The sequence below is a fragment of the Telluria sp. ZB4P36 genome (assembly GCF_059685865.1).
Window position 1 is genome coordinate 14,743 of record NZ_JCASIE010000027.1, and the last position, 24,021, is coordinate 38,763.

At 64.9% G+C, this 24,021-nt stretch carries 24 protein-coding genes and 1 tRNA gene; 7 read left to right on the forward strand and 18 right to left on the reverse strand.

Translation table 11 applies throughout. From position 1 onward, the window contains the following. The first annotated feature begins 92 nt into the window (after positions 1-92). From cysT to AC56LK_RS23315, 5 genes are all read left to right on the forward strand, one after another. A complete protein-coding gene (gene cysT / locus AC56LK_RS23295; RefSeq protein WP_497186839.1) occupies positions 93-938 on the forward strand; it encodes a sulfate ABC transporter permease subunit CysT in 846 nt (281 codons plus the stop codon). Continuing rightward, positions 935-1,855, forward strand: coding sequence for a sulfate ABC transporter permease subunit CysW (gene cysW / locus AC56LK_RS23300; RefSeq protein ID WP_497186840.1), 921 nt, complete (start codon positions 935-937; stop codon positions 1,853-1,855). The genes cysT and cysW overlap by 4 nt, the downstream gene beginning before the upstream one ends. Continuing rightward, positions 1,852-2,925: a sulfate/molybdate ABC transporter ATP-binding protein gene (locus AC56LK_RS23305; protein ID WP_497186841.1), complete on the forward strand. Its 1,074-nt coding sequence runs from the start codon at positions 1,852-1,854 to the stop codon at positions 2,923-2,925. Before cysW ends, AC56LK_RS23305 begins: the two co-directional genes overlap by 4 nt. After that, on the forward strand, positions 2,922-3,860 hold the full coding sequence (locus AC56LK_RS23310) for a CysB family HTH-type transcriptional regulator (protein WP_497186842.1): 939 nt from the start codon (positions 2,922-2,924) through the stop codon (positions 3,858-3,860). Before AC56LK_RS23305 ends, AC56LK_RS23310 begins: the two co-directional genes overlap by 4 nt. 191 nt (positions 3,861-4,051) lie before the next feature. After that, the gene (locus tag AC56LK_RS23315; protein ID WP_497186843.1) at positions 4,052-4,891 is read left to right on the forward strand and encodes a class I SAM-dependent methyltransferase; all 840 of its coding nucleotides are present in this window, start codon (positions 4,052-4,054) and stop codon (positions 4,889-4,891) included. Between the two features lie 2 nt (positions 4,892-4,893). On the opposite strand, the gene AC56LK_RS23320 is transcribed toward AC56LK_RS23315, so the two are convergent. The 4 genes from AC56LK_RS23320 to AC56LK_RS23335 are packed head-to-tail and all read right to left on the reverse strand — an operon-like array spanning position 4,894 to position 8,102. After that, entirely contained in the window at positions 4,894-5,931 is a 1,038-nt protein-coding gene (locus tag AC56LK_RS23320) for a quinone-dependent dihydroorotate dehydrogenase (RefSeq protein ID WP_497186844.1), read from the reverse strand. 58 nt (positions 5,932-5,989) lie between these two features. Continuing rightward, the gene (locus AC56LK_RS23325; protein ID WP_497186845.1) at positions 5,990-6,718 is read right to left on the reverse strand and encodes an arginyltransferase; all 729 of its coding nucleotides are present in this window, start codon (positions 6,716-6,718) and stop codon (positions 5,990-5,992) included. A 60-nt stretch (positions 6,719-6,778) separates the two neighbouring features. Next, entirely contained in the window at positions 6,779-7,504 is a 726-nt protein-coding gene (gene aat, locus AC56LK_RS23330; RefSeq protein WP_497186846.1) for a leucyl/phenylalanyl-tRNA--protein transferase, read from the reverse strand. A gap of 16 nt (positions 7,505-7,520) precedes the next feature. Continuing rightward, entirely contained in the window at positions 7,521-8,102 is a 582-nt protein-coding gene (locus AC56LK_RS23335) for an NUDIX hydrolase (RefSeq protein WP_497186847.1), read from the reverse strand. Between the two features lie 139 nt (positions 8,103-8,241). Here AC56LK_RS23335 and AC56LK_RS23340 point away from each other — a divergent pair. Continuing rightward, positions 8,242-8,318 (forward strand) — tRNA-Met (locus AC56LK_RS23340). Positions 8,319-8,467: 149 nt separating this feature from the next. Continuing rightward, the gene (locus tag AC56LK_RS23345; protein WP_497186848.1) at positions 8,468-8,881 is read left to right on the forward strand and encodes a T6SS immunity protein Tdi1 domain-containing protein; all 414 of its coding nucleotides are present in this window, start codon (positions 8,468-8,470) and stop codon (positions 8,879-8,881) included. A 2-nt stretch (positions 8,882-8,883) separates the two neighbouring features. Here AC56LK_RS23345 and AC56LK_RS23350 read toward each other — a convergent pair whose 3' ends face one another. The 14 genes from AC56LK_RS23350 to AC56LK_RS23415 form a co-directional block, all read right to left on the reverse strand. After that, a complete protein-coding gene (locus AC56LK_RS23350; protein WP_497186849.1) occupies positions 8,884-9,762 on the reverse strand; it encodes a DNA-3-methyladenine glycosylase family protein in 879 nt (292 codons plus the stop codon). Positions 9,763-9,774: 12 nt separating this feature from the next. After that, entirely contained in the window at positions 9,775-10,680 is a 906-nt protein-coding gene (locus tag AC56LK_RS23355; RefSeq protein WP_497186850.1) for a DMT family transporter, read from the reverse strand. Between the two features lie 15 nt (positions 10,681-10,695). Then, a complete protein-coding gene (locus tag AC56LK_RS23360) occupies positions 10,696-11,724 on the reverse strand; it encodes an XdhC family protein (protein ID WP_497186851.1) in 1,029 nt (342 codons plus the stop codon). A gap of 124 nt (positions 11,725-11,848) precedes the next feature. Next, the gene (locus AC56LK_RS23365; RefSeq protein WP_497186852.1) at positions 11,849-12,931 is read right to left on the reverse strand and encodes a M48 family metalloprotease; all 1,083 of its coding nucleotides are present in this window, start codon (positions 12,929-12,931) and stop codon (positions 11,849-11,851) included. A 23-nt stretch (positions 12,932-12,954) separates the two neighbouring features. Continuing rightward, a complete protein-coding gene (gene dut / locus AC56LK_RS23370) occupies positions 12,955-13,404 on the reverse strand; it encodes a dUTP diphosphatase (protein ID WP_497186853.1) in 450 nt (149 codons plus the stop codon). A gap of 26 nt (positions 13,405-13,430) precedes the next feature. After that, positions 13,431-14,651 (reverse strand): bifunctional phosphopantothenoylcysteine decarboxylase/phosphopantothenate--cysteine ligase CoaBC, encoded by a 1,221-nt coding sequence (gene coaBC, locus AC56LK_RS23375; protein ID WP_497186868.1) that lies wholly within the window; start codon positions 14,649-14,651, stop codon positions 13,431-13,433. Between the two features lie 23 nt (positions 14,652-14,674). Continuing rightward, positions 14,675-15,205 (reverse strand): signal peptidase II, encoded by a 531-nt coding sequence (lspA, locus tag AC56LK_RS23380; protein WP_497186869.1) that lies wholly within the window; start codon positions 15,203-15,205, stop codon positions 14,675-14,677. Positions 15,206-15,268: 63 nt separating this feature from the next. Then, a complete protein-coding gene (gene ileS, locus AC56LK_RS23385) occupies positions 15,269-18,160 on the reverse strand; it encodes an isoleucine--tRNA ligase (protein WP_497186854.1) in 2,892 nt (963 codons plus the stop codon). An 81-nt stretch (positions 18,161-18,241) separates the two neighbouring features. Beyond that, positions 18,242-19,213, reverse strand: coding sequence for a bifunctional riboflavin kinase/FAD synthetase (locus AC56LK_RS23390; protein WP_497186855.1), 972 nt, complete (start codon positions 19,211-19,213; stop codon positions 18,242-18,244). Positions 19,214-19,386: 173 nt separating this feature from the next. Then, positions 19,387-20,616, reverse strand: coding sequence for a tetratricopeptide repeat protein (locus tag AC56LK_RS23395; protein WP_497186856.1), 1,230 nt, complete (start codon positions 20,614-20,616; stop codon positions 19,387-19,389). Between the two features lie 68 nt (positions 20,617-20,684). Continuing rightward, positions 20,685-21,116 (reverse strand): ExbD/TolR family protein, encoded by a 432-nt coding sequence (locus AC56LK_RS23400; RefSeq protein ID WP_497186857.1) that lies wholly within the window; start codon positions 21,114-21,116, stop codon positions 20,685-20,687. 81 nt (positions 21,117-21,197) lie between these two features. Further along, positions 21,198-21,626 carry an ExbD/TolR family protein gene (locus AC56LK_RS23405; RefSeq protein WP_497186858.1) on the reverse strand — a complete coding sequence of 143 codons (429 nt, stop codon included), beginning with the start codon at positions 21,624-21,626 and terminating at the stop codon, positions 21,198-21,200. Positions 21,627-21,628: 2 nt separating this feature from the next. Further along, positions 21,629-22,567, reverse strand: a complete 939-nt coding sequence (locus AC56LK_RS23410) for a MotA/TolQ/ExbB proton channel family protein (RefSeq protein ID WP_497186859.1) — start codon at positions 22,565-22,567, stop codon at positions 21,629-21,631. Positions 22,568-22,652: 85 nt separating this feature from the next. Beyond that, positions 22,653-23,315, reverse strand: a complete 663-nt coding sequence (locus AC56LK_RS23415) for an energy transducer TonB (RefSeq protein ID WP_497186860.1) — start codon at positions 23,313-23,315, stop codon at positions 22,653-22,655. Between the last annotated feature and the right edge of the window lie 706 nt (positions 23,316-24,021).

Sequence of the window (24,021 nt, forward strand, 5' to 3'; positions counted from 1 at the left end):
CCGTCTATGCAAATGAGGAAAGTTTCGTTTGTAATATAAGGGCTGCGTGCGATTATGGTATCCCGTTAGAAGAATTCGTTATAAGGGCTTCCATGCAAACCATAGCGCCACGCAGATCTCCCGGCCGGGTCATCCCCGGTTTCGGCATCTCGCTCGGCTTCACGATTTTCTACCTCGCGCTGATCGTCCTGATCCCGCTGTCGGCGGTCTTCCTCAAGACCTTCACGATGAGCTGGGACGCGTTCTGGACCGCCGTCACCTCCGAGCGCGTGGTCGCATCCTACAAGCTCAGCTTCGGCGCCTCGCTGCTGGCCGCCTTCATCAACGTCATCTTCGGCGGCATCGTGGCCTGGGTGCTGGTGCGCTACACCTTCCCGGGCAAGCGCATCATCGACGCCCTGGTCGACCTGCCCTTCGCCCTGCCCACGGCGGTGGCCGGCATCACGCTCACCGCCCTGTACTCGCACAATGGCCTGATCGGCGAACAGCTGGCCAAGTTCGGCATCAAGGTGGCCTTCACCCCGCTCGGCGTGCTGGTGGCCCTGACCTTCATCGGCCTGCCCTTCGTGGTGCGCACGGTGCAGCCGGTGCTCGAGGAAGCCGAACGCGAGCTGGAGGAAGCCGCCGCCAGCCTGGGCGCCTCGCCGCTGCAGACCTTCTGGCGCGTGGTGCTGCCGGCGATCGTCCCGGCGCTGCTGACCGGCTTCGCGCTGGCCTTCGCGCGCGCCACCGGCGAATACGGCTCGGTGATCTTCATCGCGGGCAACCTGCCGATGGTGTCCGAGATCACGCCGCTGTTCATCATCACCAAACTCGAGCAGTACGACTATGCGGGCGCCACGGCGATCGCGGTGGTAATGCTGGTCATCTCCTTCATCCTGCTGCTGACGATTAACCTGCTGCAGGCATGGACCCGCAAACGGGCAGGCAAAGCATGAGCGCAGTCCTCGACAACATCCAACCGGCGCCAAAGGCCGCCGCCCCCGTGCGCCGTTCGAAGAACAACGTGCTGGAGCCGGACTGGGTCCGCTACCTGCTGATCGCGGTGGCCCTGGCCTTCCTGACCCTGTTCCTGTTCGTGCCGCTGGCGGCCGTGTTCCATGAGGCGCTCAAGCGCGGCTGGGACGTCTACCTCGAATCGATCCGCGACCCGGACGCGCTGTCGGCCATCAAGCTGACCCTGATCGCGGCCGGCATCTCGGTGCCGCTGAACCTGGTGTTCGGCGTCGCCGCCGCCTGGGCCATCGCCAAGTTCGAATTCCGCGGCAAGAGCATCCTGCTGACCCTGATCGACCTGCCGTTCTCGGTGTCGCCGGTGATCGCCGGCCTGATCTACGTGCTGCTGTTCGGCGCCCAGGGCTGGTTCGGCGAATGGCTGGCGGAGCACGATATCAAGATCCTGTTCGCGGTGCCGGGCATCGTGCTGGCCACCATCTTCATTACCTTTCCCTTCGTGGCGCGCGAGCTGATCCCGCTGATGCAGCAGCAGGGCACCGAAGAGGAAGAGGCGGCGCTGGTGCTGGGCGCCTCGGGCTGGTCGACCTTCTGGCGCGTGACGATCCCGAACATCAAGTGGGGCCTGCTGTACGGCGTGATCCTGTGTAACGCCCGCGCCATGGGCGAGTTCGGCGCGGTGTCGGTGGTGTCGGGCCACATCCGCGGCGAGACCAACACCATGCCGCTGCAGGTCGAGATCCTCTACAACGAATACAACTTCACGGCCGCGTTCGCGATCGCATCGCTGCTGGCGCTGCTCGCCCTGGTAACGCTGGCGGTGAAGAGTTTCATCGAATGGCGCCTGCACCAGGCCAAGAAGGCAGCCGCAGACGAACGTAATATGGAGCACGCAGCATGACCATCGAAGTCCAGCATATCCGCAAACAGTTCGGCCAGTTCACCGCGCTCGACGACGTCTCGCTCCAGTTCCCGGACGGGCAGCTGACCGCCTTGCTCGGCCCTTCCGGCTGCGGCAAGACGACCCTGCTGCGCGTCATCGCCGGCCTCGAGCATCCCGACTCCGGCGCCGTGCTGCTCGACGGCCAGGACGCCTCGCACCGCCACGTGCGCGAGCGCCAGGTCGGCTTCGTGTTCCAGCACTATGCGCTGTTCAAGCACATGACCGTGTTCGAGAACGTCGCCTTCGGCCTGCGCGTCAAGCCGCGCAAGGAGCGCCCGTCCGAGCAGCAGATCCGCGACAAGGTGCGCCAGCTGCTCGAACTCGTGCAGCTCGACTGGATCGCCGACCGCTACCCGCCCCAGCTGTCGGGCGGCCAGCGCCAGCGGATTGCATTGGCCCGCGCATTGGCGGTGGAGCCGCGCGTGCTGCTGCTCGACGAACCCTTCGGCGCGCTGGATGCCAAGGTGCGCAAGGAACTGCGGCGCTGGCTGCGCCGCCTGCACGACGACCTGCACGTGACCTCGATCTTCGTCACCCACGACCAGGAAGAAGCGCTGGAAGTGGCCGACCAGGTGGTCCTGATGAACAAGGGCCGCGTCGAGCAGCTCGGCACGCCCGACGCCGTGTACAACAAGCCGGCCTCGCCCTTTGTCTACGGCTTCCTGGGCAACGTCAACCTGTTCCACGGCCGCGTGCACGAAGGCGTGCTGGCCAGCGGCGACGTGCAGTTCCAGGCGCCCGAACATGCGGCCGTGCGCAACGGCGAAGGCATCGGCTATGTGCGTCCGCACGAGCTCGACGTCGAACGCTATACGCCGGGCGCCGACGGCGTGGTCGCGAAGCTGCGCCGCGCGCATGCGATCGGCCCGCTGGCCCAGCTCGACCTCGAGCGTGCCGACAACCAGCAGCTGATCGAGGCCGTCATTCCGAACGAGCTGTTCTCGCGCCAGGGCTTCAAGGAAGGCGAGACGCTGGTGGTCAAGCCGCGCCGCATCGAAGTGTTCGTGGATGCGGGAGAGGGCATATGAACTTCCAGCAGCTGCGCTCCGTGCGCGAGGCCGCGCGCCGCGACTTCAACCTGACCGAGGTGGCCAACGCCCTGTTCACCTCGCAGCCCGGGGTATCGCGCCAGATCCGCGAGCTCGAGGAAGAGCTGGGGGTCGAGATCTTCGAACGCAACGGCAAGCGCCTGACCGGCCTGACGCCGCCCGGCAAGGGCATCCTCAAGATCGTCGAGAAGCTGCTGGTGGAAGCCGAGAACCTGCAGCAGGCCAGCCGCGAATTCGCGGCCCAGGACAGCGGCACCCTGACGGTGGCCGTCACCCACACCCAGGCGCGCTATGCGCTGCCGCAGGTGGTGCAGTCCTTCCGCAACGCCTTCCCGGGCGTGCGCATCGCCCTGCAGCAGAGCGCACCGGAACACATCGCCGAATGGGTCCTGTCGGGCAAGGCCGACATCGGCATCGCGACCGAAGGCCTGTCGGCCTTCCCCGACCTGGTGTCCTTCCCGTGCTACCGCTGGAGCCACCTGATCGTGGCGCCGGAAGGACATCCGATCTTTAGCTCGGCCACGCCGCTGCGGCTGGAAGACCTGGCCGAGTATCCGCTCATCACCTACGACGTCGGCTTCACCGGCCGCAGCCACATCGATGCGGCCTTCGTCGAAGCGGGCCTGGCGCCGGACATCGTGCTTACCGCGATGGACTCGGACGTCATCAAGCAGTACGTGGCGCTGGGGATGGGCGTGGGAATCGTGGCCTCGATGGCCTTCGACCATGGACGCGACAAGGGGATGCGCGCGATCGAAGCCTCGCACCTGTTCGCGCCCAACGTGACACGGCTGGCGGTGCGCAGGGGGTCTTACCTGCGCGCCTATGCCTACCACTTCATCGAGCGCTTTGCCCAGGGCTATACGCGGGCGGATATCGAGAAGGCCCTGCAGGCGGCGACCGAAGCTGCCTGAACACGAGGCCGCCTGGACAGGTTTCGAGACTATTGTTGTATTTATACACTTCTGGTTACCAGGGATGCTTGAGTATCACTAAATATGGTTAAATTGCCCATTGCATATCTGCAAACTCACGGGCGGAAACCATGGCGAACTCTGAACCTCTGGTAAGTGAAGCTGGTCAAATCCCGACGCCTGCAGCAAGGGTGCCCGAAGTCGCGGCGCCCACGCGCTGGCTCTCCGACGAGACGATCGCCCGTATTCGCGAGGTCGATCATTTCCGCCACAGCGAGTACGCTGGACTCGACCTGAACGCGGTCATCGATTCCTATGTCCACAGTTTCGTCGAGCCCTTGCTGCGCCTGCAGCCGGAGCCTTCGATCGTCGCCGACATCGGGGCCGGCTATGGCTGGCTGGCGTTCGCCTTCGCGCTGCGCACGAACGCGCGGGTCATCGTGGTGGAGTATTTCGATACGCGGCTGGAAGCGGCACGGCGAATCGCCGACATCCTCGGCGTCGCCGAGCGCATGGAGTGGATCAATGCCTCGGTCGCCAGCCTGCCGATTCCCGACCGCGCGGTCGATGCCGCCTACTGCATCGAAGTGATCGAGCATACCGGGGTCGAACCGGCCTACGTGCGCGAACTCGCGCGCATCACGCGCGACGTGCTGGTCATTACCTCGCCGAACCGGCTGTTCCCGATCATCGGCCACGATACCGAACTGCCGTTCTGTCATTGGCTGCCGCTGCCGGCGCGCGACGCTTATGCCCGCCTGTTCCGTCGCAAGCACATGCAGCACAATAACCTGTTCTGGTCGCCGGGGCAGGTCTTCGCCGCACTGCACGACTTCCGCCGCACCTCGTCCTTCCTGCAGTTCGAAGACTATGCACATTACCGCAGCGCGCGGGCGCATCTCGGCGGGCGTGGCGGCCTGCTGGGCCTGTGCAAGCACGTCTACTTCCAGACGGTCGCGGCGTTGGGACCGTACGGCATCTACTTCGTCCCGAACATCGCGGCGACCTACCGCCGCCGTATCGAGGACTGATTCTAGCGGCGCAGCGCGGCCGCGCAATCGCGGATCAGCGCCGGACCGGCATAGATGAAGCCGGTGTAGAGCTGCACCAGCTGGGCGCCGGCCTCGATCTTGGCGCGCGCATCCTCGCCGCGCATGATGCCGCCGACGCCGATGATCGGCAGCGCGTCGCCCAACTCCGCCTTGAGCAGGCGGATCACCGTGTTCGACAGTTCGAATACCGGCGCGCCCGACAGGCCGCCGGCTTCGTCGCCATGCTGCATGCCCTGCACGGCGGTGCGGCTGAGCGTGGTGTTGGTGGCGATCACGCCGTCGATCTTGTGACGCAGCAGGGCGCCGGCGATGTTGCGCACCTGGTCGCCGTCGATGTCCGGTGCGATCTTCAGCGCCACCGGCACGTAGCGCTTGTGCTGGTCGGCCAGGCGCAGCTGCTCTTCCTTCAGCTGCGCCAGCAGGGCGTCGAGCTCCGACTCCCCCTGGAGCTGGCGCAGGTTCTTGGTATTCGGCGACGAGATGTTGACCGTCACATAGCTGGCGTAGGGATAGACCTTGCGCAGGCAGTGCAGGTAGTCGTCGGCGGCGCGCTCGATCGGGGTGTCGGCGTTCTTGCCGATGTTCAGGCCGAGCACGCCCTGCTTGTCCTGGTAGAAGGTCGATGCCTGCACGTTGGCCACGAAGGCATCCACGCCGCCGTTATTGAAGCCCATGCGGTTGATGATGCCCTGCGCCTGCGGCAGGCGGAAGATGCGCGGCTTCGGGTTGCCGCCCTGCGGGCGCGGCGTCACGGTGCCGATCTCGATCGAGCCGAAGCCGAGCGAGGCCAGGCCGTCGATGTAGGCGCCGTCCTTGTCGAGGCCAGCGGCCAGGCCGACCGGGTTCGGGAAGGTGATGCCCATGACCGTGCGCGGGTCCGGTGCGGGCCGGCTCGCCAGCTTCGTCAGGCCGAGCGCGGCGGCGCGGCGCAGCAGCGGCAGGGCCAGGTTATGGGCTTGCTCGGCATCGAGCGAGAACAGCAGCGGGCGGGCGAGGGAGTACAGGAGCTTGTCGGACATGGGGGACTCGAAGTAATGACTCCCGCCATTTTACAGCGCCGGCCGCGGCCGGCGGGCCTCAGCGTTCGAGCACGCTCCAGACGCCCCTGATGCGCGCTTCCAGCGGGCGGAAGTTGATCTTGTAGGCCATCTTCGGGCTCTGTTCGATCCAGTAACCCAGGTAGACGTACTGGAGGCCGAGTTCGCGCGCCTGGTTCACCTGCCACATCACGTTGTAGGTGCCGAAGGAGGCGCCCGGCAGGTCCGGGTCGAAGAAGGTGTAGACCGAGGACAGGCCGTCCGACAGCACGTCGATGATCGAGACCATGCGCAGCAGGCCGTCGGGTTCGCGGAACTCGACCAGGCGGGTGTTGACGCGGCTCTGCAGCAGGAACTGGGCGTACTGGTCGCGGCTGTCCTGGTCCATGCCGCCGCCGACGTGGCGGGTGGTCTGGTAGCGCAGGTAGAGCGCGTAGTGCTCGTCCGAAAAGGCGAGGTTGGCCACCATCGCGACCAGGTCGCCATGGCGCTTCCAGGCGCGGCGCTGGGTGCGGCTGGGCGTGAAGTCTTCGCACTTGACCCGCACCGGGATGCAGGCCTGGCAGCCGTCGCAATAGGGGCGGTAGGTGAAGATGCCGCTGCGGCGGAAACCGTTGCGCACCAGCTCGGAATACACGTCGGCATTGATGAGGTGCGACGGGGTCGCTACCTGCGAACGGGCCTGGCGGGCATCGAGGTAGCTGCAGGGATAGGGCGCCGTCGTGTAGAACTGCAGCGTGGCGAAGGGCAGGTCATTTAAGTGCGTCATGCAAAAGCTCTCGAGACGACGTGATGAACCTATTTTAACGAATTCGGGCCGGTGCCACCGTTAGCCAGTCAACGGAGCCACCGGCGCCCAGCGCGCGATGGCCGGCTCGCGGATGGCCTGGCGCAGGTGCGCCAGGAAGGCGCTGCGCGGGATCGGCGAGGCGCCCAGCGAGGCCAGGTGGCCGGTCTCCTGCTGGCAGTCGATCATCTGCACGCCCTGGCTGCGCAGGAAGGCGACCAGGTAGGCCAGCGCCACCTTGGACGCGTCCGTCACCCGCGCGAACATCGATTCGCCGTAGAACATGCGGCCGATGCAGACGCCATAGGCGCCGCCCACCAGCTCGCCCTCGTGCCAGACCTCGGCCGAGTGGGCATAGCCCATCGCGTGCAGGCCGGTATAGCCGTCGATGATGTCTTCCGAGATCCAGGTGCCCGGCCCGTCCTTGCGCGGTGCGGCGCAGGCCCGCATCACGTCTTCGAAGACGGTGTCGAAGCGCACCTCCCAGGGGCCGCCGCCCTCGAGGCGGCTGCGCTCGACGCGGCGCAGGGTTTTCCTGAGGCTGTCGCTGACCTTGAAGCGCTCGGGGCGCAGCACCATGCGCGGGTCGGTGCTCCACCACAGGATGGGCTGGCCTTCGGAGAACCAGGGGAAGATGCCGTTCTGGTAAGCCAGCAGCAGGCGCTGGGGCGACAGGTCGGCGCCGGCCGCGAGCAGGCCGGGGGCGTCGATCGTCAGCGCCTCGGATACGTCGGGGAAGGGCGATGTCGGCTCGAGCCAGGGAATCATGGCGGCTTCTATCGAATCAGTCGGGTTCGCGGGGAGCCAGCATCGGACGCACGATGTCCCGGCTATGGAAACCGTAGCTGCCGCCCTCGCGCACTTTGGCGCGGTCGGCAAAGAAGAGTTCCAGCGTCGTCCGTACCGTTGGGAAAGCGAGCTCGTCCCAGGGAATCTCGTCCTGGGTGAACAACTGCACTTCCAGGCTCTCCTCGCCCGGGGCGAAGTCGAGGTTGCGCAGCCGCGCCAGGTAGAACAGGTGGACCTGGTGCACGTGGGCGACGTTGAGCAGGGTGAACAGATTGCCGAGTTCGACATCGGCGCCGGCTTCCTCCTCGGTCTCGCGTACGGCGGCCTGCTCGGTGGTTTCCTCGTTCTCCATGAAACCGGCCGGCAAGGTCCAGTAGCCGTAGCGCGGTTCGATCGCGCGCTTGCACAGCAGTATCTGCGCTTTGCCGCCCTGTTCCCAGACGGGGATCGAACCGATGACCAGCTTGGGATTCTGGTAGTGGATGGTGTGGCAGTGCGGACAGACGTAGCGCGGCCGGTTGTCGCCTTCTGGGATCGACAGGGCGACGGGATGGGCGCACTCGGAACAGAATTTCATAGGTCGGCGGCAGGTTGATATTGTGCTTACTTTACACTGATTTTCTTGCCTTTGGCCGCAGCCGGCGCGCTGCAATGATCCTTGGGCAGCATTGGGTTTGCCTAAAAGACCGTATGGGCGTATAATTCATTTCATCAGACGCGGGGTGGAGCAGTCTGGCAGCTCGTCGGGCTCATAACCCGAAGGTCACAGGTTCAAATCCTGTCCCCGCAACCAGAATTCGAAGCCGTTGATTCGCAAGGATCAACGGCTTTTTCAATTCCAGTCGCGTTTTCCTTCCCATACGACCCAGGTCAAACCGGACGCATCCGCATGGAATGTTGTCGAGCCGGCCTTGTCCAACCTGCGAACCACGGGGGCAGACCATGATCAACGTAGACGACATCAACGACGCCTGGGGCTGGGTCGGTTTGACCGCTGTCGAGGTCCTTGGGTCCAATGCATTCGGCAACCTCATCATCCGCGACGACGAAGGGCGCTACTGGCGCCTGCGGCCGCAAGACCTGTGCTGCGAGCCGGTGGCCGACAGCCGCGCCGCGCTCGACGCACTGGCCTATAACCAGGATTTCCTGAACGACTGGTACATGCCCGAAATCGTGCACCTGGCGGAATCCACCTTGGGCCCGCTGGCCGAGGGGCGCAAGTATTGCCTCAAGATTCCGAGCGCACTGGGCGGCCACTACGGGCGCGACAACCTCGCCACGGTGCCCTTGCCGGAACTAATACGTTTTTCAGGGGAGAGTGCGCAGCAGTTCGATGAGCTGCCGCGCTGGAACTGACACTACTCGCTCAGGCTGGCCCACAGGTAGGCGGCCGCCATCGTGCGGTGCGGCGCGTAGCGTTCCAGCAGGCGCTGCGTGGCCGGGATGTCCGGACGGGCTTCGCAACCCAGCAGGCGGTGGAAGGCGGTGCGGATGGCCACGTCGCCTTCCAGCGAACAGTCGGGGTAGCCGTAGCCGCGCAGCAGGGCATAGTTGACGGTCCAGGGGCCGATGCCCTTCACGGCCAGCAATTCCTGCACAACTTCGGCCACCGGGCGTTCGCGGTCGAGCACGACGCTGCCGTCGACCACCAATTGCGCCAGGCGCAGCAGGGTCTCGGCTTTCGAACGCGAGAATTTTCGGCTGCACAGGTCTTCCAGGGCCAGCCGGGCGACGTCTCCTGCTTCGGGATAGCACCACAGGCCGCTCGCATGCGCACGGCCGGCCAGCTGGATGAAGGTCCGGCGCAGTGAGATCGCGAAAGGCAGGTTGATCTGCTGGCCGATGATGGCCCAGGTCAGGGCTTCGAACACGGTGGCCGACTGGACGATGCGCAAGCCGGGCTGGCGCGCCACCACCGGACCCAGTGCGGGATCGGTGCGCGCGAAGGCTTCGAACGGGGCCGGGTCGATGCGCAGGCCGAGGATGTTGAGCAGCGCATCGCGGGCGCGCGCCAGCAGGTCCGGCGTCAGCGCGCCGTCGGCGTCGACCGTGCAGTGCGCGGCGGCATGGTCGAACGCGACTTCCAGCAGTACCGGCACGCCCTCGAGCAGCACGCCCTTGCGCAGGCCGCCGGGCATCACTTGCTCCGCGACGCCCTCGGCATCGCGGCTGTGGAAGGCCAGCACATCCTGGGTGCGGTAGCCGGCCGGAAGGTCGAGGTCGAAGCGTGTCTGCATCGGTCCGCCCGCTTATTTCACCTGCGCGACCGGCGCCCGCAGGAAGGACGGCACGAAGCCGGTCACCAGGGCGGTGCCGACCAGCACGATGGCCGAGCCGAGCAGCGTGTGCCAGCCGATCACCTCGTGCAGGAAGAGCGCGCCCCAGAGGATGCCGAACATCGGGTTCAGGAAAGTCACCGTGAGCGCCGAGGTGGTGCCGACGTCCTCGATCAGCTTGAAATAGAGGATGTAGGCGATGCCGCTGCACAGCACGCCCAGTGCCAGCACCGCCGCCATGATGCCGATGGTCGGTTCGCCCGGCGCGGGGAAGAAGGCCAGGGCCGGGATCACGCACAGCGTCGCCGCCCACATCGAACCATGCGCATTCGCGAAGGGCGCCACGGCCTTGGCCGATTTGGCGTACTGGCTGGCGACGCTGTAGCTGAAGGCCGCCACCAGTGCGGCGGCAATGGCGACGAAGGCACCGGGGCGTTCGGACACATGGTCGAAGCCGACCAGCAGGCTCACGCCGACCGTGCCCAGCACCAGTCCGAGCGCTGCGCGGCCCGACACCCGATGGCGCGCCCACACGGCGCCGACCAGCGCCCCGAACATCGGTGCGGTGGCGTTCAGCACCGACAGCACCGAGGCCGACAGCGTGCGTGCGGCAAAGGCGAACAGCAGGAAGGGTAAAGCGGAATTGAAGAAGCCCAGGATCAGGTAGTGCTTCCAGTGCTGGCGCAGGTCGAGCGGCGTGCCTTTGCCCCGGCGCCGCATGACCCAGGCGACGGCGGCCAGGAACAGGGCCGCGAACAGCACCCGGTATTCGATCAACACGGCGGGGCCGAGCACCGGCGCGGCGATGCGCATGAAGAGAAAGGAGCCGCCCCAGATGGCGGCCAGCGCCACCAGGCGCAGCATGTTCACGGTATTCATCGGGCTAGTGAGGGATCAAAGGGTCGATTGTGGCGGCACGGCGCACGGGGCGCCATCCGATTCTTGCTGCGGCGCGGCGGCATGCGGCACCAGCAGCCTGGCCGGCACGCCGTTCTTCACGGCCGTCATTTCGGCCATGATCGAGATCGCGATTTCGGCCGGAGTCTTGCTGCCGATGTAGAGGCCGACCGGACCATGCAGGCGCGCCAGCCGGGCGTCATCGAGGTCGAACAGCTTGAGGCGTTCGCGGCGCTTCTCGTTGTTCAGGCGCGAGCCGATCGCGCCGACGTAGAAGGCCTCGGACTTGAGCGCTTCCATCAGCGCCAGGTCGTCCAGCTTGGGATCGTGGGTGAGGGCGACGACCGCGCTACGCGCATCCAGGCGCGCCTCGATCACCAGGTCGTCGGGCATGGCGTGCACCAGTTCCACCCCGGGCAGGTTCCAGCCGCTGCGGTATTCCTCGCGCGGGTCGCACACGAGCACGCGGTAATCCATGCCGCTCGCCACCTGCGCCAGGAAGCGCGACAGCGGGCCGGCGCCGATGATGAACAGGCGCCAGCGCGGGCCGTGGATGGTGGCCAGCACGCCGTCTTCCACGCGCTGCACGGCGCCGGCGTCCGCGCGCGCCAGGCTGACCGCGCCGGTCGCCAACGCCACGCGGCGCTCGACCAGTTCACCCTCGCCCAGGCGCTTCAGCAGTTCGCCGATGCGGCTGTCCTGCGACAGCGGCTCGATGGCCAGCTCGATGGTGCCGCCGCAGGGAAGGCCGAAGCGGTGCGCCTCGTCGGCGCTGATGCCGTAGCTGAGGATCTCGGGATGCGCCAGTTCGATGCCGTTGGCGCGCACCTTGTCGACCAGGTCGTCCTCGATGCAGCCGCCCGAGACCGAACCGGCCACGCTGCCGTCCTCGCAGATGGCGAGGGTCGCGCCGATCGGGCGCGGGCTCGAGCCCCAGGTCTTGATGACGGTCACCAGCTGGCAGCGGCGGCCCGCGGCGAGCCAGGCGTCGCAGGTCTTCAGTACGTCGAGGTCGATGCTGTCCATGGTGCCTGCGGGTTGATGGTCTGAATGGGCAATGATACAAAAAGCGCGGCAGGCTTGCCGGAAGACGGCAGAAATGATCGCGGACGCACCAGGCGTCCGCGATCGGTGGGTTGGAGCCGGTGTCTCAGGGCGTCAGCGGCTTGTTGCCCGACTTCTTCGCCTTGACCTCGGCCACCGCCTTGTCGATGCTCGCCAGGCGCTGGGCCAGCGCCGGATGGTTGGCCAGGTGGCCGTTCAGGACCGTCGCCGGGTAGGTCTCGGCGAAGCGTTTCCAGAACCCGGCCACGCCCTCGATGCGGTAGTCGGCCCGCGCCAGCAGGTAGACCGCGAGGCGGTCGGCCGCGCTGTCGTGCGTCGCCGGCATCGCCTTGATGCCGCCGCTGCCGATCAGCATCGAGGTATCCGGCGAGATCCGGGTGAGATTGTCGATGATGCTGCCGATGGTGGCGGCATTGCGCTGGCTGGCGGCGTGGCCCAACATGTTGTGCGCCATGGTATGCGCCACCACGTAGGCCAGTTCGTCGTCGTTCTGCACGAAGCCCATCATGCCGCGGGTGACCATCACGCGCTGGCCGTCGGCATAGGCGTTGACGTTGTCCGCGTTGCCCAGTTCGATGCCGAAGGCGCAGGCGCGGGTCACGGGAATGGTGAGGTCGCGCTGCGAACCGCGGCGCTCGATCGTCAGCGACAGGCTGGCCTGCTTCTGCACGATCGGGCCGAATACCGCGCCGGCCTGGGACAGCGCACCCGGACCGGTCGGCAGCGGCTTACCGGCGGCGGCCACCAGTTCGTCGCCGTTGCGCAGGCCGGCCTTGGCGGCGCCGCTGCCGGCCAGCACATTGGTCACCTGCAGGCGCTCGCCCATGCCGAGCACCATGTGCGCGGCCTCGTTGTAGCTGCCCGGGTAGGTATGGCGGTTCTTGGCGGTGAAACCGAGCAGGTTGCGCGCGTGGCGCGTGCACAGTTCCGCGTTGTCGATGAGGAGGGGCGCGGACACCTTGTACAGGCGTTCCTGCAGCGTCGCCATCCTGGTGAGGGTCTCGGCTGCCGACGTCATCTCCGGTGTCACTTGCGGGGTCTGCGGTGCCGCCTGTCCCGGTGGGAGAGGCTGGCCCGGCTGCATCGGGCCCTGCGTGGCGCAGGCCGACAGCAATGCTGCAATAGCGATTCCTAGCGCAGTCTGACGCAAACGATGAATGCGGATCATGCTCCTCCTTCTTCCTTTCTTCTTTATTGTTTGCCGGTGCTGCCGAATCCTCCGGCGCCCCGTTCGCTCGATGCGAACTCCTCCACCACATTGAACCCCACCTGCAGCACGGGCACGATCACGAGCTGGGCGAGCCGATCCAGCGGCTGCAGCGTGAACGTGGCATGGCCGCGGTTCCAGGTCGAGACCATCAGCTGGCCCTGGTAGTCGGAGTCGATCAAGCCTACCAGATTGCCGAGAACGATGCCGTTCTTATGGCCGAGTCCACTGCGCGGCAGGATCATGGCTGCATAGCCCGGATCGCCGATGTGGATCGCCAGGCCGGTCGGCACCAGCACGGTCTGGCCGGGTTCGATGACGAGCGGCGTGTCGATGCAGGCGCGCAGGTCCAGGCCGGCGCTGCCGGGCGTGCCGTAGGCCGGCAGCAGCTCCTTCATGCGCCGGTCGAGGATTTTGAGATCGATGTGCTTCATTCTTTTCTTATGCTGTTCTTGTGCTGTTATGTCAGTAAGGAACGCTTCTCGAGGCGTTTCGCGATTTCGGAGATCAGCTGGCGCGCCAGGCTCAGTTTGTCGGCGCGCGGCAGCACGGTATGGCCGTTGTCGTCGAACAGGATGATGGTGTTTTCATCCTGCCCGAAGGTCTGTGGCCCGATATTGCCCACCAACAGGGGAATGCCTTTTTTCTCGCGCTTGGCCGGGCCGTAGGCCATCAGGTTCTCGGACTCGGCGGCGAAGCCCACGCAGTAGGGCCAGCCGGACAGCGTGGTGGTAGCGGCGACGGTGGCCAGGATGTCGGCGTTCTGGACGAATTCCAGCTGGGGCGCACCGCCGTCATCAGCTTTCTTGAGCTTCTGGTCGCTGGCATTCGCCACGCGCCAGTCGGCCACCGCGGCCACGCCGATGAAGACGTGCTGGCCTTCGATGCCGGCCATGACGACGTCGTGCATCTGCTGGGCGGTGAGCACGTCGATGCGGCGCACGCCGTGCGGCGTCGGCAGCGAGGTCGGGCCGGTGACCAGGGTGACTTCGGCGCCGGCTTCGCGCGCGGCACGCGCCACCGCGTAGCCCATCTTGCCCGAGGAGAGGTTGGTGATGCCGCGCACCGGGTCGATCGGCTCGAAGGTAGGCCCGGCCGTGATCAGCACGCGGCGCCCGGCCAGCAGCTTGTGCTGGAAGGAGGCGATCAGTTCTTCGACCAGCTCTTCCGGCTCGAGCATGCGGCCCAGGCCGGTTTCGCCGCAGGCCTGGGAGCCGGCCGCGGGACCGAACAGGCACACACCGTCGTCGCGGATCTGCGCCACGTTGCGCGCGGTAGCCGGGTTTTCCCACATCTCGACGTTCATCGCCGGCGCCACCAGCAGCGGCACCCGGCGCGGGCGCGCCACGCACAGGGTCGACAGCAGGTCGTCGCAGGCGCCGTGCGCCAGCTTGCGGATGAAGTCGGCCGAGCAGGGGGCGACCAGGATTGCGTCGGCTTCGCGCGTCAGGTCGATGTGGGCCATGTTGTTGGCCATGCGCGGGTCCCACTGGTCGGTGTAGACCGGCCGGCCGGACAGGGCCTGCATGGTGACCGTGCCGATGAAGTGGGTGGCCGCCTCGGTCATCACCACCTGCACGCTGGCGCCTTCCTTGGTGAGTGCGCGGCACAGTTCCGCCGCCTTGTAGCAGGCCACTCCGCCGGTCAGGCCGAGGACGATCTTCTTGCCCTTCAGGTCCATGCTCATGATGCCTCCGGATGCGTTCAGGACGATTTGTTCACGCGGCGCAGCTCGTCGACGACGAACAGCACGGCGCCGATCGAGATGCCGATGTCGGCGATGTTAAACGCCGGGAAGTGGCCGATGCCGGTCCAGTAAAAATCGAGGAAGTCGATCACGTGGCCATGGACCACGCGGTCGATGCCGTTGCCGACGGCGCCCGCCATGATCAGGGCCAGCGCGAAGCAGAACAGGCGCTGGCTGGCGCTCTTCTTCATCATGTACAGGCAGAAGCCCACCGCGCCGATCGCGATCGCGAGGAAGAAGTAGCGCTGCCAGCCGCTGGCGTCGCCCAGGAAGCTGAAGGCCGCCCCCGGGTTGTAGACCTTGATCAGGTTGAAGAAGCCGGTGATCGGCAGCCGCTCGCCATAAGCAAACGTGCGCTCGACGGTGAGCTTGGTGACCTGGTCGAGCAGCACGATGATCAAGGCAAGGCCGAGCCACGGGAACAGGCTGGCGGAGCTCTTGTAGACGGGCTTGGCGCCCGGCGATGCGGTTTTCTTTTTGGTGGCCATGGTAGAGAAAGTGGTACCCGCCATGCCGCCTGCGCGGCATGGCGTTAGAACCCGCGAAGGGGCTTAGGCGTAGCGGCGTTGTTCGCCGCTACCGAACAGGTTGCTCACGCAGCGCCCGCACAGGCCGGCGTGCTCGTGGTTGTGGCCGACGTCGCGGCGGTAGTGCCAGCAGCGCTCGCACTTTTCCGCTTCCGACGGGGTCACGGTCACCGCTTCGTTGGCGGCGTCCGCCACCTGTTCCACGCTCGCCTTCGAGGTGATGAACACGAACTTCAGGTCATCCTCGAGGCTGGCCAGCAGGCCGTACTTCTCGCCGGCCGCCTTGATCGCCAGTTCCGCCTGCAGCGAGGAACCGATGGCGCCCGATGCACGCACTTCTTCCAGCTGCTTGGTGACGTCGGCGCGCACTTCACGCAGGGCCGCGTACTTGGCCAGCAGCGCTTCGCTATCCGCCAGCTGCGGGAAGCTCCACAGGGTCTGGGTGAAGATGGTCTCGTCCGAGTCCGCGTAGCCTTGCTGGCCCGCGAACACGGCCCAGGCTTCCTCGGCGGTGAAGGACAGGATCGGCGCCATCACGCGCAGCAGCGCGTGGGCGATGTGCCACAGCGCGGTCTGGGCCGAACGGCGGGCCGTCGACTCCACGCCGCTGGTGTACAGGCGGTCCTTCAGGATGTCGAGGTAGAAGCCGCCCAGGTCTTCCGAGCAGTAGTTCTGCAGGCGCGCGACCACCGGGTGGAACTCGTAGCGCTCGAAGTGGCCGGAGATGTCGTTCTGCAGCTGGGCCATCGCCGCGATCGCATAGCGGTCGATCTCGAACAGCTCGTTCATCGGCACGGCGTGCTTGGCCGGGTCGAAGTCCGAGGTGTTCGCCAGCAGGAAGCGCAGGGTATTGCGGATGCGGCGGTAGGACTCGGTGACGCGTTTCAGGATTTCCTCGCCGATCGACAGCTCGCCGGTATAGTCGGTCGAGGCCACCCACAGGCGCAGGATGTCGGCGCCCAGGGTATCCGAGATTTTTTGCGGCGCCAGCGTGTTGCCGAGCGACTTGGACATCTTCTTGCCGTTTTCGTCGACGGTGAAGCCGTGGGTCAGCAGGGCCTTGTACGGCGGACGGCCGTTCAGCATCGAGGAGGTCAGCAGCGAGGAGTGGAACCAGCCGCGGTGCTGGTCTGAGCCTTCCAGGTAGAGGTCGGCCGGGAAGGCGGACTGCTCCTTGTGCGAACCGCGCAGCACGGTCTGGTGGGTCGAGCCGGAGTCGAACCAGACGTCCAGCGTGTCCTTGTTCTTCTCGTAGCTGGCGGCGTCCGCGCCCAGCAGGTCGGCCGGATCGAGCTGCTGCCAGGCGTCGATGCCGTTCTGCTCGATCAGCTTGGCGACCTGCTCCAGCAGTTCCGGAGTGCGCGGATGCAGCTCGCCGGTTTCCTTGTGGATGAAGAAGGCCATCGGCACGCCCCACTGGCGCTGGCGCGACAGTGTCCAGTCCGGACGGTTGGCGATCATGCCGTGCAGGCGCGCCTGGCCCCAGTCGGGGAAGAACTTGGTGTCGGCGATGCCGGCCAGCGCGGTCTCGCGCAGGGTCGGGCCGCCGTCCTTCGGAGTGAGGTCCATGCCGGCGAACCACTGGGAAGTCGCCCGGTAGACGATCGGGGTCTTGTGGCGCCAGCAGTGCATGTAGCTGTGGTCGAACATCTTCAGTTCGAACAGGGCGCCGGCAGCGCGCAGGGCTTCGCAGATCGGCTTCGAGGCTTCCCAGATGGTCAGGCCGCCGAACAGCGGCAGGGTCGAGGCGAAGCGGCCGTCGCCCATCACCGGCTTGAGGATCTCGTCGTCCTTCATGCCGTGCGATTTGCAGGACTGGAAGTCTTCCAGGCCGTAGGCCGGGGCCGAGTGCACCACGCCGGTTCCGCTGTCGGTCGTGACGTAGTCGGCCAGGTAGACCGGCGAGCTGCGGTCATAGAAGGCGTCTTGCGCGTGCAGCGGGTGCTTGAAGCGCAGGCCGCCCAGCTTCTCGCCCAGGGTGGTGGCGATGACGCTGCCTTCCAGCTTGTAGCGCTGCAGGGTCGCTTCGACCAGGTCCTGCGCCAGGATCAGCAGCAGGGGCTGTCCTTCACGCTCGGCCTGGACCAGCGCATACGTCACTTCCGGATTGACGTTCAGGGCCTGGTTCGACGGGATGGTCCACGGGGTGGTGGTCCAGATCACGATGAAGCCGTTGTTGCTCGGCAGCGAGGCGAGGCCGAAGGCGGCCGCGACTCTTTCCGGCTCCGCGAACGGGAAGCCGACGTCGATCGCCGGGTCGCGCTTGTCCTGGTATTCGACTTCCGCCTCAGCCAGGGCCGAGCCGCAGTCGAAGCACCAGTTGACCGGCTTCAGGCCGCGGTAGACATAGCCCTTCTCGAGCAGCTTGCCGAGGGCGCGCAGCTCGTCGGCCTCGTTACCGTAGGCCATGGTCATGTAGGGGTTTTCCCATTCACCGAGCACGCCCAGGCGGATGAAGCCGGCGCGCTGGCGGTCGATCTGCTCGAGCGCGTAGGCGCGTGCCTTCTGCAGCACTTCTGCGGTCGGCAGGTTCTTGCCGAACTGTTTTTCGATCTGGATCTCGATCGGCATGCCGTGGCAGTCCCAGCCCGGGACGTAGGGCGCGTCGAAGCCGGCCATGGTGCGCGACTTGACGACCATGTCCTTCAGGATCTTGTTGACGGCGTGGCCGAGGTGGATGTCGCCGTTCGCATACGGTGGACCATCGTGCAGGATGAACTTGGGACGGCCTGCGGCAGCCTTGCGGATGCGCTGGTAGATCTTTTTGTCTTGCCATTGCTTTACCCAGCCCGGCTCGCGCTTGGCGAGGTCGCCGCGCATCGGGAAAGGGGTGTCGGTCATGTTGACCGGGTATTTGCTCTCAGGCTTCTTGACGCCTTTTTGGCCGCCGTTGTTCTGTGGTTTGGTGTCGGACATATGCTTCTTCTTTAAGGGATAACGGTTCGGTGTCGCGGCGGGGCCGCGCAGCACCTGCATTCGGTGTGCCTGTGGCAGGCCTCAAATTCGGTCGGTCGCGGTCAGGGCGCCGTTGCGGTGCGCAAAGAAGGCGCGCGCCTGGGTGGCGTCGGCCTCGATCGCGGCGGTGAGCGTGGGCAGGTCGACGTATTTTTCCTCGTTGCGCAGCTTGGCGAGGAACTCGACCCGCACCAACTTGCCGTAGGCAGGCTGGTCATAGTCGAACACGTGCACCTCGAGCAGCATGCGGCCCGCGTCTTCGACGGTGGGGCGCACGCCGAGGCTGGCGACGGCCGGCAGCGGCTGCTCCGCCAGGCCATGCACCTGCACCACGAAGATGCCGCACAGGGCGGGGCGGTGGGCAACGCGCAGGTTCAGGGTCGGGAAGCCGAGGGTACGGCCCAGCTTCTGGCCATGGATCACGTGGCCCGACATGGCATAGGGGTGGCCGAGCAGTTGCTGGGTGGCGCCGAAGTCGCCGGCGGCCAGCGCTTCGCGCACGGCCGAGGACGAAATGCGGCGCGCGCCGAGCATCACGGCGTCCAGGGTCTCGACCTGGAAGCCGTACTGGCGGCCGGCTTCCTGCAGCATGGCGATGTCGCCCGCGCGCTTCGCGCCGAAACGGAAGTCGTCGCCCACCATCAGCCATTTGACGTGCAGGCCGTCGACCAGCACGCGCTCGATGAAGTCCTGGGGCGGCTGGGCGGCGAAATGCTCGTTGAAATGTTCGACGATGACCCGGTCGATGTCGGCCTGGGAGAGGTCGCCCAGCTTGTCGCGCAGGTTGGCGATCCGGGCGGGGGCCTTGGACAGGTCGCCCATGCGCTGGGCGAAGTATTCGCGTGGGTGCGGTTCGAAGGTCATCACGGCGGCTTCGATCCCGAGCCTGGCGGCGGCGCCGCGCACGTGCGCCAACAATGCCTGGTGGCCGCGGTGGACACCGTCAAAGTTGCCGATCGTGAGGGCGCAGGGTGCGCGCGCCCTGTCGTTGGGAAGTCCGCGAAATACCTTCATCAATGGTTCCAGTTGCGCAGCCGGCCGGTCCGGCGCGAAATACCTGATTATACGGTAACTCGCATGTTGCACAGCAACGAAGGCCGGGGCGCGAGAAGGGGAGAAGAATGTGCGGGCACAAAGAAAAACGCCGCCTGCGAACAGGCGGCGTTGATCGCTCGATCAGGCCGGTCTTAGCCGGCGATCGGACGATTGATCGCCATGATCCAGTAGCGGGCCAGGTCGGCGGTGCCTTCCTTGCCGGAGACGGTCTTGAGCGTGTTGATCGCCTGCTGCTTCTTGCCTGCTGCGGCATAGGCTTCGCCCAGGCGCAGCTTGGCTTCGTCGGCGTAACGCAGGCCGCCGGCCTTGATGGCGCTTTCCATCATCTTCAGGCCCTTGTCGGCCTGGCCAGCCTGCACCAGAGCGTATCCGAGGCCCACCAGCGCGTCGTTGTCCTTGGCGGCGGTGTATTCGGCTTCCAGGGCGGCGACGCCCTTGTTCTGCTCGGCCATGTTCTTCTCGGCCAGATCCTTCAGGCGCTGGTGACGCGCGGCATCGGTACCGGTGCCCAGGGCGCCGGCCTTGTAGCCCTTGTCGATGACCTTCAGCGCTTCGGCCGGGGCTTTCGCCTGCAGCACCAGCTGGGCCATTTCCATGAACTCGCTCGGCTTCTTCATCAGGTTGTTGGCCAGCTTGAGGCGGTACACGTCCACCATCAGGCGGCCCGAGAAGCCCGGCTTGCCCTGCACGCGGTTCAGCAGGTCGTTCCAGTACTGGGCCTTCGGATAGCTGGAGGCCAGCTTCTCGATGGTGCTCACGTAGCCGGCCTTGTCGTTCTTCTTCAGCTGGATGTTCGCCAGCATGCCGAGCTCGTCTTCGCTCAGGCGGCCGCTTTTCTCGGCATTGCGCAGCTCCTGCTCCAGCGCGGCAACGTTGCCTTGCTTGTAGTAGTTCTGCAGCAGGTAGGCGCGCAGCTTCGGATCGTTGCCGTTCTTCAGCAGCTTCTGGATGGCGGCGTTCGCCTTGTTCAGGTCGCCGGCGCGCATGTAGATGCCGACCAGGCCTTCCGAGTACTGCGAGCGCTGGCTGGCGCTCAGCTTGCCCGAATCGAGCAGCTTCTCGAACGAGGTTGCGGCAGTGCCCCAGTCGCCGGCCGAGGAGGCCGCGGAAGCGCGCACTTGTTCGATCAGGAAGCGTTCGTCATCGGTCTTCGCTGCCTTGTCCGCATCGCGCAGGGCGGCCAGTGCGCCCTTGGGATTGCCTTGCTTGATCAGCGTCTGTGCCTGTTGCAGTGGCTTGCCGACTTCCGGACGCAGGGTGACCGCGGCGTGCACAGGGGCCAGGCCGACGACCGGCACAGCGGCGGTGAAACCGAGAGCGGCCAGTGCGAGGCCAAGGTGTGCGAGACGGAATTTAATCATCTGAAAACATCCTTCTTCAAAATGGACACGGCAGGGAAACCCTGCCGTGTTGGTCATACATGGATCGATTACTGGAACTGCTCGTTACCGACCATGCCGATCTTGGTGACGCCGAGACGCTGTGCGGTTGCCATGACGCCTGCAACCACCTTGTACTCGACCAGCTTGTTCGGACGCAGGTGCACTTCCGGCTGATCAGGCATTGCTGCCACTGCATTCATCTTGGCTTCCAGTTCCTGACGATTCGGAACGACCTGGCCATCCCAGAGGATGGTGCCGTCGAAGTCCACGTCAATCGTCACGACCACCGGCTGGGTGGTCTGCGGTGGCGGGGTGCCGACCGGCATGTTCAGATTGACCGAGTGGTTTTGCTTCGGAATCGTGATAATCATCATAATGATGAGAACGAGCAGGACGTCGATCAGCGGCGTCATGTTCATTTCCATCATCGGTTCCGGATCAGCTCCTTTAGCGGAGCCCGAACCTACGTTCATGCCCATGGTGTTTCCTTTTCAAATGTTGGGGTCACGGACGCGAAATCAAGGCCTCCCGGGGGAGGCCCCGACATCGCGGACAGGACGTTAGCCCTTGTCAGGCGGTTCGATAACGAAACCGACCTTCTGAATCCCAGCACGCTGAGCCGTATAGATGACCCGGCCGACTGCTTCGTAGCGCGATTCTTGGTCGCCACGAACTTTCACAGCAGGTTGCGGCTGCTTCACCGACTGCTCCGCGAGGAACTTGAACAGCTCGTCCGTGTTCGCGATGCGCGTCTGGTTGTAGTACATCTCGCCATCTTTGTTGATGGTGATGTTGACGTCTTCCGGCTTGGTCTTGGTGACCTGGTTCGTTTCTGCAGGCAGGTTCACTTTCTGCAGATTCAGCACCACCGGGCTGGTGATCAGGAAGATGATCAGAAGAACCAACATGATGTCCACAAGGGGCGTCGTGTTGATCTCTGACATCACTGCATCTTCATCTCCGGAATCGGAGCCGACACTCATCGACATGATTAGCCAGCCTTCTTGGCGCCAGCAGCTGCGTTCGAGGTCGACATGGCGCCCGAGATCAGGACCGAGTGCACGTCGGCCGAGAACGAACGGACGTCTTCCATGACCGACTTGTTACGACGAACCAGCCAGTTGTAACCCAGAACCGCAGGGACTGCGACGAACAGACCGAACGCGGTCATGATCAGTGCTTCACCCACCGGGCCTGCCACTTTGTCGATCGATGCGTTACCCGACATACCGATGGCGGTCAGCGCGTTGTAGATGCCCCAGACGGTACCGAACAGACCGATGAACGGCGAGGTCGAACCGACGGTTGCCAGGAACGACAGGCCATCTTGCAGACGCGACTGGACGCGGTCCACGGCGCGCTGGATCTGCATGGTCACCCAGGTCGACAGGTCGATCTGCTCGAGCAGGGCGCCGTCGTGGTGCTGGGTTGCCTTGGTGCCGGTTTCAGCGATGAAGCGGAACGGCGAGCCTTCTTTCAGCTGAGCCGAGCCAGCGGCGATCGACGGTGCTTTCCAGAACTTGGCCGAAGCTTCCTTCGACTGGCTCATGATCTTCTGCTGGTCGATCAGCTTGGTGATGATGATGTACCACGAACCGATCGACATCAGTGCCAGGATGATGATGGTGCCCTTGTTGACGAAGTCGCCTTCTTCCCACATGGCGCCGATGCCGTACGGGTTGTGGACTTCTTCGGTGGCGCCTTCGGCAGCGGCCGGAGCGGCAGCGTCGCCAGCCGGAGCGGCGGCCGCGTCGGCAGCCGGTGCAGCAGCTGCGTCGGCAGCCGGTGCTGCAGCCGCGTCAGCCGCCGGAGCGGTAGCGCCTGCGGCAGGAGCGTCAGCGAAGGCCGGTGCGGAGACCAGGGCCGATGCCGCCGTTACCGAGAACAGGACAGCCGCCAGCATAGCGGACAAACGGGTATTCTTAAACATGCTTCCTCCAAAAATATAAAAATAGACAGTTCGCTGAACTAGTGACAACGAAAATCATAGATTGAGACGATGTTCTGTCTCGGTTTTATTCCAGCGTCCAGACGTACTGCACCGCTGTCCACGCCTGTTGCGGCTGACCATCAACAGTGGCCGGCTTGAATCGGCATTTGCTCAGGGCCGATTGTGCGGCCCGGTCCAGATCGCGGAAGCCAGACGACTTCTGCAGTTTGGATTCCATCACTCGTCCATCGGCCCCGATCAGGAACTGCAGGGTCGTGGTACCGGTTTCTTCGTTACGCTGCGACGAACGCGGGTATTCCGGACGTGCGCAAGTGTTAAAGTCTGCAACCGCTTCGGTACGGCTCGGGCCAGCAGGTCCGCGTGCCGGAGGAGCTGGCGGCGCCGGCGGTGCCGGAGGGGCCAGGTTCGTCGTTGGCGGCGGCGTGTTGGTGGCCGTCGTGATCGCGTTCGCTGGCGGAGGCGGCTGCTGCACCTGGACTTCGACCGGCGGGATGAACGGCGGTGGCGGAGCCTTCATTTCCGGCGGCGGCGGCGGCGGCGGCGTTTCCGGCGGTGGCGGCGGCTTCACCTCTTCAATCAGTTTCGTTTCCACAGCCTCGGTTACCTTGGTGACGATCCGGGTACCCAGGCCACTGACGACGGCCCAAGCTACCAGAACGTGCAACAGGATAACAATGGCGAGACCGGTGAAATTCCTTCCCGGGTTCTTCTCATGCGTAAAATTCATGCCATCTTTCTCCAATACCAACTCTTTTTTGTTGCCACTAAACCCACTAAACACGACAAAAACCTAGGGCCGCATCCGGGACATCGAAGAATTATACCTACGAATTCTTTTTTGAGCATACATTTTTACACCCCCGAAAGGTGTGCTAACTGCCTGTAAAAACAGGCAAAGAAGCTCATCTATACAAGTCCCGGACGGGGCCGTGCGTGGCCCAGAAAGCAGGGGTGATTTGTAATTTTTTGTAGCGGTTCTCCTCCATGTGTGGATCGTGAGGCAGGTATAGTAGTTTTGCCAAATTTTTCATGCCAAAGCCGCTATATAGCAAATTTCGTATGACGCGCCCAGGGTGTTTACACGAACTATAGCCATTTTTACAGAAGCTGCGCGTACTGTTGAGCAGCCCTGACAGAGCTGATTTTCGTCCACCGAACATAGCTAAAACTCATGGGAAAGTCTCGTCTTGGCATGCTTAAGTTGTGCGTTTGATAATCCGTTTTCGGATATCTGCTCCTCATGCATAGCAAAACTACATGGAAATCGCGGTTTTGAACAGTGTGTTGTCGCACCGATGCGCAAAAAAATTACGTTCCGGTGGTCGCTGGGACGGGGGAGGGGTGGTAAAGCATGCGGTGAGGCATGGAAGGTAGGGCTGGGCTGGGCGGGTAAGCCGGCAGCTCGGTGCCTGGCAATGGATGTCGGGCACGCC

Excerpts from the sequence above, each read along its gene's own strand:
- dut (WP_497186853.1), bottom strand. The coding sequence starts at position 13,404 with ATGAAGCACATCGATCTCAAAATCCTCGACCGGCGCATGAAGGAGCTG.
- AC56LK_RS23335 (WP_497186847.1), bottom strand. The coding sequence starts at position 8,102 with ATGAAATTCTGTTCCGAGTGCGCCCATCCCGTCGCCCTGTCGATCCCA.
- AC56LK_RS23325 (WP_497186845.1), bottom strand. The coding sequence starts at position 6,718 with ATGACGCACTTAAATGACCTGCCCTTCGCCACGCTGCAGTTCTACACG.
- AC56LK_RS23365 (WP_497186852.1), bottom strand. The coding sequence starts at position 12,931 with ATGATCCGCATTCATCGTTTGCGTCAGACTGCGCTAGGAATCGCTATT.
- cysW (WP_497186840.1), top strand. The coding sequence starts at position 935 with ATGAGCGCAGTCCTCGACAACATCCAACCGGCGCCAAAGGCCGCCGCC.
- AC56LK_RS23355 (WP_497186850.1), bottom strand. The coding sequence starts at position 10,680 with ATGAATACCGTGAACATGCTGCGCCTGGTGGCGCTGGCCGCCATCTGG.
- AC56LK_RS23360 (WP_497186851.1), bottom strand. The coding sequence starts at position 11,724 with ATGGACAGCATCGACCTCGACGTACTGAAGACCTGCGACGCCTGGCTC.
- AC56LK_RS23400 (WP_497186857.1), bottom strand. The coding sequence starts at position 21,116 with ATGGGCATGAACGTAGGTTCGGGCTCCGCTAAAGGAGCTGATCCGGAA.
- AC56LK_RS23345 (WP_497186848.1), top strand. The coding sequence starts at position 8,468 with ATGATCAACGTAGACGACATCAACGACGCCTGGGGCTGGGTCGGTTTG.
- cysT (WP_497186839.1), top strand. The coding sequence starts at position 93 with ATGCAAACCATAGCGCCACGCAGATCTCCCGGCCGGGTCATCCCCGGT.
- AC56LK_RS23320 (WP_497186844.1), bottom strand. The coding sequence starts at position 5,931 with ATGTCCGACAAGCTCCTGTACTCCCTCGCCCGCCCGCTGCTGTTCTCG.
- aat (WP_497186846.1), bottom strand. The coding sequence starts at position 7,504 with ATGATTCCCTGGCTCGAGCCGACATCGCCCTTCCCCGACGTATCCGAG.
- AC56LK_RS23405 (WP_497186858.1), bottom strand. The coding sequence starts at position 21,626 with ATGTCGATGAGTGTCGGCTCCGATTCCGGAGATGAAGATGCAGTGATG.
- AC56LK_RS23410 (WP_497186859.1), bottom strand. The coding sequence starts at position 22,567 with ATGTTTAAGAATACCCGTTTGTCCGCTATGCTGGCGGCTGTCCTGTTC.
- AC56LK_RS23390 (WP_497186855.1), bottom strand. The coding sequence starts at position 19,213 with ATGAAGGTATTTCGCGGACTTCCCAACGACAGGGCGCGCGCACCCTGC.
- AC56LK_RS23415 (WP_497186860.1), bottom strand. The coding sequence starts at position 23,315 with ATGAATTTTACGCATGAGAAGAACCCGGGAAGGAATTTCACCGGTCTC.
- lspA (WP_497186869.1), bottom strand. The coding sequence starts at position 15,205 with ATGGCCACCAAAAAGAAAACCGCATCGCCGGGCGCCAAGCCCGTCTAC.
- AC56LK_RS23305 (WP_497186841.1), top strand. The coding sequence starts at position 1,852 with ATGACCATCGAAGTCCAGCATATCCGCAAACAGTTCGGCCAGTTCACC.
- AC56LK_RS23310 (WP_497186842.1), top strand. The coding sequence starts at position 2,922 with ATGAACTTCCAGCAGCTGCGCTCCGTGCGCGAGGCCGCGCGCCGCGAC.
- ileS (WP_497186854.1), bottom strand. The coding sequence starts at position 18,160 with ATGTCCGACACCAAACCACAGAACAACGGCGGCCAAAAAGGCGTCAAG.
- AC56LK_RS23395 (WP_497186856.1), bottom strand. The coding sequence starts at position 20,616 with ATGATTAAATTCCGTCTCGCACACCTTGGCCTCGCACTGGCCGCTCTC.
- AC56LK_RS23350 (WP_497186849.1), bottom strand. The coding sequence starts at position 9,762 with ATGCAGACACGCTTCGACCTCGACCTTCCGGCCGGCTACCGCACCCAG.
- coaBC (WP_497186868.1), bottom strand. The coding sequence starts at position 14,651 with ATGGACCTGAAGGGCAAGAAGATCGTCCTCGGCCTGACCGGCGGAGTG.